General features: G+C 73.9%; 6 protein-coding genes. 1 reads left to right on the top strand and 5 read right to left on the bottom strand.

Going from position 1 to position 7488, the window contains the following annotated elements:
* The first annotated feature begins 37 nt into the window (after nt 1-37).
* A complete protein-coding gene (locus GXP76_RS32470; protein ID WP_242575204.1) occupies nt 38-763 on the top strand; it encodes a Sir2 family NAD-dependent protein deacetylase in 726 nt (241 codons plus the stop codon).
* Between the two features lie 33 nt (nt 764-796).
* Here the strand turns inward: GXP76_RS32470 and GXP76_RS32475 are convergent, their stop codons facing one another.
* From GXP76_RS32475 to GXP76_RS32495, 5 genes are all read right to left on the bottom strand, one after another.
* On the bottom strand, nt 797-1306 hold the full coding sequence (locus tag GXP76_RS32475; protein WP_242575205.1) for a methylated-DNA--[protein]-cysteine S-methyltransferase: 510 nt from the start codon (nt 1304-1306) through the stop codon (nt 797-799).
* Nucleotides 1307-1319: 13 nt separating this feature from the next.
* Nucleotides 1320-2804 (bottom strand): AlkA N-terminal domain-containing protein, encoded by a 1485-nt coding sequence (locus GXP76_RS32480; RefSeq protein ID WP_242575206.1) that lies wholly within the window; start codon nt 2802-2804, stop codon nt 1320-1322.
* A 145-nt stretch (nt 2805-2949) separates the two neighbouring features.
* On the bottom strand, nt 2950-4365 hold the full coding sequence (locus GXP76_RS32485; protein ID WP_242575207.1) for an NAD(P)/FAD-dependent oxidoreductase: 1416 nt from the start codon (nt 4363-4365) through the stop codon (nt 2950-2952).
* A 293-nt stretch (nt 4366-4658) separates the two neighbouring features.
* A complete protein-coding gene (locus tag GXP76_RS32490) occupies nt 4659-5549 on the bottom strand; it encodes an inositol monophosphatase family protein (protein WP_242575208.1) in 891 nt (296 codons plus the stop codon).
* Between the two features lie 90 nt (nt 5550-5639).
* Nucleotides 5640-7451 carry a gamma-glutamyltransferase family protein gene (locus GXP76_RS32495; protein ID WP_242575209.1) on the bottom strand — a complete coding sequence of 604 codons (1812 nt, stop codon included), beginning with the start codon at nt 7449-7451 and terminating at the stop codon, nt 5640-5642.
* Nucleotides 7452-7488 lie beyond the last annotated feature (37 nt).

Consider the following 7488-nt stretch of genomic DNA (forward strand, 5'->3'; position numbering starts at 1 on the left):
GTCGCCCGTCCCCGGCTCCGCCGCATACCCTCGCGGCATGACTCTCGTCGCGATTTTCAGCGGCGCCGGGATCTCCACGGACTCCGGCATCCCCGACTACCGCGGGCCCAACGGCGTGTGGCGGCGTGACCCCTCCGCCGAGAAGCTGGTGACGTACGACGCGTACATGAACGACCCGGAGATCCGCCGCCGCTCCTGGCGGATGCGCCGTGACAGCCCGACGTTCCGTGCCGAGCCGAACGTCGCGCACCGTGCCGTCGCCGAGCTGGACCGGGTGGGCGACGGCGCGGTCCGGGTGATCACGCAGAACGTCGACGGACTCCACCAGCTCGCCGGGACTCCCGCCCGCAAGGTGCTCGAACTGCACGGCACCGCGCGGGCGGTGGTCTGCACAGGGTGCGGGGCGCGGTCCTCCATGGAGGAGGCGCTGGCCCGCGTCGAGGCGGGCGAGGAGGATCCGCCGTGCACCGTGTGCGGCGCCGTCCTCAAGTCGGCGACGGTGATGTTCGGCGAACGGCTGGATCCGCAGGTCCTCGGGCAGGCCATGTCGATCGCCAAGGCGTGCGACGTCTTCATCGCAGTGGGGTCGACCCTCCAGGTGCAGCCCGCCGCCTCGCTGGCGGGGATCGCGGCCGAGCACGGCGCGCGGCTCATCGTGATGAACGCGGAGCCGACGCCGTACGACGAGCAGGCCGACGAGATCATCCGCGAGCCGATCGGTACGGCGCTGCCCACGCTGCTGACGCGGTTCCACGCGAGCTGACGGCAGGAGGACGCGCGGGGCCGGGGGCCCGGCTCAGAACAGGGTGCCCGCGCCGCCCGTCCCCGTCCGCGCCGCGCCCTCGAAGGCCAGGAGGCGGCGCTTGCGGTCCAGTCCGCCGCCGTATCCGGTGAGGCCGCCCGTGGAGCCGATCACCCGGTGGCACGGCACGATGATGCCCACGGGGTTCTTCCCGTTGGCCAGTCCGACCGCGCGCGACGCCCCCGACTTGCCCAGGGCGTCGGCCAGTTGACCGTACGAGCGGGTCTCCCCGTACGGGATCGCCCGCAGTTGCTCCCAGACGCCGCGCTGGAACGGGGTGCCGTCCAGCCGCAGCGGCACGTCGAACTCGGTGCGCTCGCCCGCGAAGTACTCCTCCAGCTGGTCGATCACGGAGCCGAACGGACTCGCGTCCACCTCGCCGAACGTCTCCTGCGGCGGGCGGTGGCGCTGCTCGGTCATGTAGAGGGCGCTGAGCACCCCTTCGGTCGCCACCAGGGTCAGCGGCCCGTACGGGCTGTCGATCACCGTGTGTGATCTGGTCATGGAGTGAACTCCTTTACGCGGGGAGGATGTTGATGGCGTGGTCCTCGGTGGCCCAGAGGTACTGCACGGCGTACGCGCGCCAGGGCCGCCAGGCGGCGGCGCGCGCCGTGAGCGCGGCGGGCGTCGACGGCAGCCCCAGTGCCTGCGCGGACCGCCGGACACCGAGGTCTCCGGGGAGGAAGGCGTCCGGGTCGCCGAGCGCGCGCATCGCGATCACCTCGACGGTCCAGGGGCCGAATCCGGGGAGCGCGTGGAGCCGCGCCCTGGCCTCGTCCCAGTCGCTGTCCGTGCCGAGCGTCAGCGTGCCGTCGGCCAGTGCGGCGACCAGGGTCGTGAGTGTGGCGCGGCGGCTGCGCGGCAGCGCGAGGGATTCGGGGTCCAGCGCGGCGAGCGCGCCGGTCGTGGGGAAGAGATGGGTGAGACCGCCCTCGGGGTCGTCCACGGGTGTGCCGTAGGCCGTGACGAGACGGGCGGCGTGCGTCCGCGCGGCGGCGGTCGAGACCTGCTGGCCGAGCACCGCGCGTACGGCGAACTCGGCGGCGTCGACGGTGCCCGGCACCCGGCGGCCGGGCGCCTTGTCGACCAGCGGGGCCAGCAGCGGATCGGTGCGCAGCTGCTCGTCCACGGCGACCGGGTCGGCGTCCAGGTCGAGCATGCGGCGGCAGCGGCTGATGGCGACGGTGAGGTCGCGCGGGTCGGTCAGCGCGAGCCGACAGGCGATGTGGTCGGGGCGCGGTGTCAGGGCGACGATGCCGTGTCCGTAGGGAAGGCGGAGCGTGCGCCGGTACGCGCCGTCCCGCCACTCCTCGACGCCCGGGACCGCGGTCGCGGCCAGGTGACCGAAGAGGTTGTCGGGGGTCAGCGGTGCGCGGAAGGGCAGCCGCAGGCTGATCACGCCGGGTGTCCGGGGGCCGGGGGCGGTGGTGTCCGGCCGCCGGGCGCCGCGTGCCCGCAGTTCGGTCGGGGCGAGCGCGAAAACCTCACGGACGGTGTCGTTGAAGGTGCGGATCGAGGAGAAGCCGGCGGCGAAGGCGACCTCCGCCATCGGAAGGGTGGTGGTCTCGATGAGCAGCCGCGCGGTCTGGGCCCGCTGGGCGCGCGCGAGGGCGAGGGGGCCGGCGCCGAGTTCGGCGAGCAGCTGCCGTTCGATCTGCCGCTGCGAGTAGCCGAGCCGCCCGGCGAGTCCCGAGACGCCCTCACGGTCGACGATCCCGTCATGGATGAGCCGCATGGCGCGTGCGACGGAGTCGGCGCGGGCGTTCCACTCGGGCGAGCCGGGGCTGGTGTCGGGCCGGCAGCGCTTGCAGGCACGGAATCCGGCCTGCTGGCAGGAGGCCGCGCTCGGGTGGAAGACCATGTTCCCGGCCATGGGGGGCACGACCGGGCAGCTGGGACGGCAGTAGATACCGGTGGTCAGGACGGCGGTGAAGAACCATCCGTCGAATCGCGCGTCCTTGGAGCGGACGGCACGCAAGCAGCGCTCGGTGTCGGTGTGCATGGGTCAAGCATCGGTGACGCGGGGTGGCGGGGGCTGGCGAGAATCCGACATCAACCTGGGCGTGCCCGTTCGTCCTCAATCGCCGGACGGGCTGCATTCGCAGCCCCGCCCGGCGATTGAGGACACAACGGCGGCGCGCAGCGCCTCAAGCCGCCCGCAGCTTGCGCCACACCGCCTTCGCCGCGTTCTGGCCCGACATGCCGTGCACGCCCGGCCCCGGCGGGGTCGAGGACGAGCAGATGAAGACCGCCGGGTGCGGGGTGCTGTACGGCGACAGGGAGAGCTTCGGACGCACCAGCAGCTTCAGACCCGCGACGGAGCCGCTGGCGATGTCCCCGCCCACGTAGTTGGCGTTACGGGCGGCCAGCTCCGGCGGGCCGGCGGTCGCGCGGGCCAGTACGCGGTCCCGGAAGCCGGGCGCGAATCGCTCGATCTGCCGCTCTATCGCGCCCGTGAGGTCGCCCTCCCAGGCGTGCGGAACATGGCCGTACGCCCAGAAGACATGCTTGCCCTCGGGAGCGCGGGAAGGGTCCACCAGGCTGGGCTGGGCGGTGATCAGGAACGGCGTGGCGGGGGCGCTGCCGCCGTACGCCAGGTTCAGCGCGCTGCTGATCTCCCCCTTCGTGGGTCCCACCTGGACGGTGCCGGCCCGGCGCGCGGCCTCCGCCGTCCAGGGCACGGGTCCGTCGAGGGCGTAGTCGATCTTGAACACGGCGGGGCCGTACTTGAACGAGTCGTACACCCTGCCGAGGCCCGCGATCCGGGCGAGCGCGGTCGGCGTGGTGTCGAAGACGTACGCCCGGGCCGGGGGCAGGTCGTCGAGCCTCTTGACCTCGAATCCGGTGTGGACCGTGCCACCGAGGTCGCGCAGATAGCCGGCGAGCGCGTCCGAGATGGCCTGGGAGCCGCCGCGCGGCAGGGGCCAGCCGTTCTCGTGCGCGGCGAGCGCGAACATCAGCCCGACACCGCCGGTCGCGATCCCGCTCAGGGGGGCGATGACATGGGCGACGAGACCGGCGAACAGTCCCTTGGCCTTCTCGTCCTTGAAGCGCCTCATCAGGAGGTTGGCCGACGGGATCCCGGCGAGCCCGAAGCGGGCGAGCGTGAGGGTGTCGTGCGGCAGGCCCCGGGGAGGCAGTGACATGAAGTCCCGCGAGAACGCGTCCCACTTGCCGAGGAAGGGGGCGAGGAGCCGGCGGTAGGCCCCCGCGTCGCGCGGGCCCAGGGAGGCGGCGGTCTCGGCGACGGAGCGGGACAGCACGGCGGCCGTGCCGTCGTCCCAGGGGTGCGCCATCGGCAGCTCGGGGTGCAGCCATTCCAGGCCGAACCGTCCGAGGGGCATGTCGTTGAACGCGGGCGAGCCCACACCCAGCGGGTGCACGGCGGAACACGGGTCGTGACGGAAGCCGGGCAGCGTCAGCTCCTCGGTCCTCGCTCCCCCGCCCACGGTGTCACGGGCCTCGAACACGGCGACGGAGAATCCGCGCCGGGCCAGCTCGACCGCGGCGGTCAGCCCGTTGGGGCCCGCCCCCACGACGACGGCATCGAGCATCGACGGCACCTTCGGACTCCTTCGTCAGCCGATGGCCAGGGGAACCAGGATATTCCTGGCCTCTGACACGCCGTCGGCGGGGCGACGGATGCGGTGCGACACACCAGCCACCAGGGCCTGTCGTCGGAGTCCCGCCGTGCCCGCGACGCCCGGCACGGTGCCTTGCCACGCTGCCGGAAGCGGCCGAGTGCGGCCGGTCCGTCCACAGAAGCAGGCTTCCGCCTCGCGATGCACCGCACCGGTGGGCGCGGGCCCCGCCCTGCGTGCGGACCGCGCTGCTCCGGCGACGGGCCCCCGGTGCGTCAGGCTCCCGGAGCCGCCCCGGCCCCGGGAGCCGCCTCGGCGCCCGCCTCCGCCCGCGTCGGTGCGCCCGCCAGCAGGCGCTCCCGGACCCGCCGCGCGCTCGCCGTGTCCCGGGCCGCCGTGAACGGCAGCGCGTTGCCTCCCGTGATCCGGTACGGCTCGCCCGTGAGCGTCATCTGCGCGCCGCCGGCCTCCGTCACCAGCAGCAGGCCCGCCGCGTGGTCCCAGGCCAGCTCCCAGCTGAAGGCGATCGCGTCGAGCGCGCCGCGCGCGATGTCCAGATACTCCAGCCCCGCCGACCCGCACGGCCGCGCGGCGATGTCGTCGGCGTTCAGGACGCCCAGCAGCGCCCGCTTCTCCTCGGGGGTCGTGTAGTCCGGGTGCGACGTCGCGACGTCGAGCACCGCGTCGGGGGCGGGGGCGCCGGAGCGCAGCGGGACGCCGTCCAGCCGGGCGCCCCGGCCCCGTACGGCGGTCGCCATCTCGTCCGTCGCGGGCGCGTACGTCCAGGAGGCCAGCACCTCGCCGCCCTGGGCGAGCGCGACGAGCATGCAGAAACCGGGCTCGCCCCGGACGAACTGGCGGGTGCCGTCGACGGGGTCGACTATCCACACCGGCGCGTCGCCGCTCAGCGCCCCGTACACGGCCGGGTCGGCGTGCACCGCCTCCTCGCCCACCACCACCGAGCCGGGCAGCAGCGCCGTCAGGGCGGCGGTCAGGTGCTCCTCGGCGCCCCGGTCGGCGCTGGTCACCAGGTCGTGCGGGCCGGACTTCTCGACGATCTCGTGGGCGGCGAGCTGCCGGTAGCGCGGCATGATCTCGGCGGCGGCGGCGTCGCGCACCGCCGCCTCGACAGTGGAAAGGTCACCGTTCAGGAAGTCATCGATCATGCCTCAAGAGAACCACAGAGGTGCGACAACGCAGGTGGGAGCGGAGATGACGGCTCGATGGCGGCTGGGCGTCCGGCCACCGCACGGCATTCACCGGCCCACGGCGTACCCCTGCATGCCGCGCGGGTTGGCCGCGGCGAGCAGCACTCCCGTGCGCGGGTCCCTGGCGACCGCGCAGAGCCGCCCCTCCGACCAGGGTTCGCCGACGGTGACGTCGTGGCCCCGGCCGCGCAGCCCGTCCACGACGGACGCGTCCATGGCGGGCTCCACGGTGACGCTGCCCGGCCGCATCCCGCGCGGAAAGAAGGAGCTGGGGAAGCTGTCGTTGTGCCAGTTGGGCGCGTCGATGGCGCCCTGGAGGTCGAGTACGCCGCGCACGTGCGGGCGCAGCGCGACGGCCAGGAAGAAGTGGAGCTGCCACTGGTCCTGCTGGTCGCCGCCGGGGGTGCCGAAGGCCAGGACGGGTGTGCCGTCGCGCAGGGCGACGGACGGTGTGAGCGTGGTGCGCGGCCTGCGGCCCGGCGTGAGGGAGTTGGGCAGCCCGTGCTCCAGCCAGGCCATCTGGAGGCGGGTGCCGAGGGGGAAGCCCAGTTCGGGCACGACGGGGTTGGACTGGAGCCAGCCGCCGCTGGGCGTCGCGGCGATCATGTTGCCCCAGCGGTCCACGACGTCGAGGTGGCAGGTGTCGCCGCGGGTCGCGCCGTCGCGGGCGACGGTCGGCTCGCCCGCGCCCGCGGCCGGTACACCGAGGGCGTCGAAGCCGGCCTCTCCGGCGGCGACGGCGGTGGCGTGGGCGCTGAGGTTGGGCGTGCGTCCGTCGGGGCTGCCGGGGCGCAGTTCGTAGGAGGCCTTGTCGCCGATCAGGGCGCGACGCTCCGTGTTGTACGGCTCCGAGAGCAGCGTGCCGAGGGGGACGTCGGCGGCATCGCCGTACCAGGCCTCGCGGTCGGCCATGGCCAGCTTGCAGCCCTCCGTAAGGAGGTGGACGTACTCCGCGGAGCCGTACGCCGGGAGATCGGGTACGGGCGGCAGGAGGGCGAGTTGCTGGAGGAGGGCGGGGCCCTGGCTCCAGCCGGCGGCCTTGCAGAGGGTCCAGCCGTTCCAGTCGTACGTCGCGGGCGTCTCGTACGTCGCGGACCAGCCCGCCAGGTCGGCGGCCGTGAGGGTGCCGGTGTGGTGGGCGCCGCTGGTGTCGAGGGTGGGGCGGCCGGACTGGCGTATGAGCGCGTCGGCGATGAATCCCGTGCGCCAGATGGAGCGCGCGGCCTCGATCTGGGCGACGCGGTCGTCGCCGCCCGCCTCCTCGGCCTCGGTCGTCAGACGGCGCCATGTGGCGGCCAGGGCGGGGTTGCGGAACAGCTCTCCGGGGGCGGGCGCCTCGCCGCCGGGCAGGTAGATGTCGGCCGACGAGTGCCACTCGGTCTCGAACAGCTCGCGGACGCTCTCCACGGTCTGGCCGACCCGCTCGACGGGCGCGTGGCCGTCCTCGGCGTAGCCGATGGCGTAACGCAGCACCTGCGCGAGGGACTTGGTGCCGTGGTCGCGCAGCAGCAGCATCCACGCGTCGAAGGCGCCGGGCACGGCGGCGGCGAGCGGTCCGGTGCCGGGGACGAGTTCGAGGCCGAGGGAGCGGTAGTGCTCGACCGTGGCCCCGGCGGGCGCCGGTCCCTGGCCGCAGAGGACCCGGACCTCGCCGTCGGCGGGGGCGAGGATGATCGGCACCTCGCCGCCCGGTCCGTTGAGGTGCGGCTCCACGACGTGCAGGACGAACCCGGCGGCCACGGCGGCGTCGTAGGCGTTGCCGCCGTCCTCCAGGACGGCCATCGCCGACTGCGAGGCGAGCCAGTGGGTGGAGGACACCATGCCGAAGGTGCCCTGGAGGGTGGGGCGGGTGGTGAACATACGGCTTCTCACCTCGTTGTTTCCTCGCGCCTGCCGG

Source organism: Streptomyces sp. NP-1717 (assembly GCF_022695985.1).
Lineage (GTDB): Bacteria > Actinomycetota > Actinomycetes > Streptomycetales > Streptomycetaceae > Streptomyces.

Excerpts from the sequence above, each read along its gene's own strand:
- GXP76_RS32470 (WP_242575204.1), top strand. The coding sequence starts at position 38 with ATGACTCTCGTCGCGATTTTCAGCGGCGCCGGGATCTCCACGGACTCC.
- GXP76_RS32475 (WP_242575205.1), bottom strand. The coding sequence starts at position 1,306 with ATGACCAGATCACACACGGTGATCGACAGCCCGTACGGGCCGCTGACC.
- GXP76_RS32480 (WP_242575206.1), bottom strand. The coding sequence starts at position 2,804 with ATGCACACCGACACCGAGCGCTGCTTGCGTGCCGTCCGCTCCAAGGAC.
- GXP76_RS32490 (WP_242575208.1), bottom strand. The coding sequence starts at position 5,549 with ATGATCGATGACTTCCTGAACGGTGACCTTTCCACTGTCGAGGCGGCG.
- GXP76_RS32495 (WP_242575209.1), bottom strand. The coding sequence starts at position 7,451 with ATGTTCACCACCCGCCCCACCCTCCAGGGCACCTTCGGCATGGTGTCC.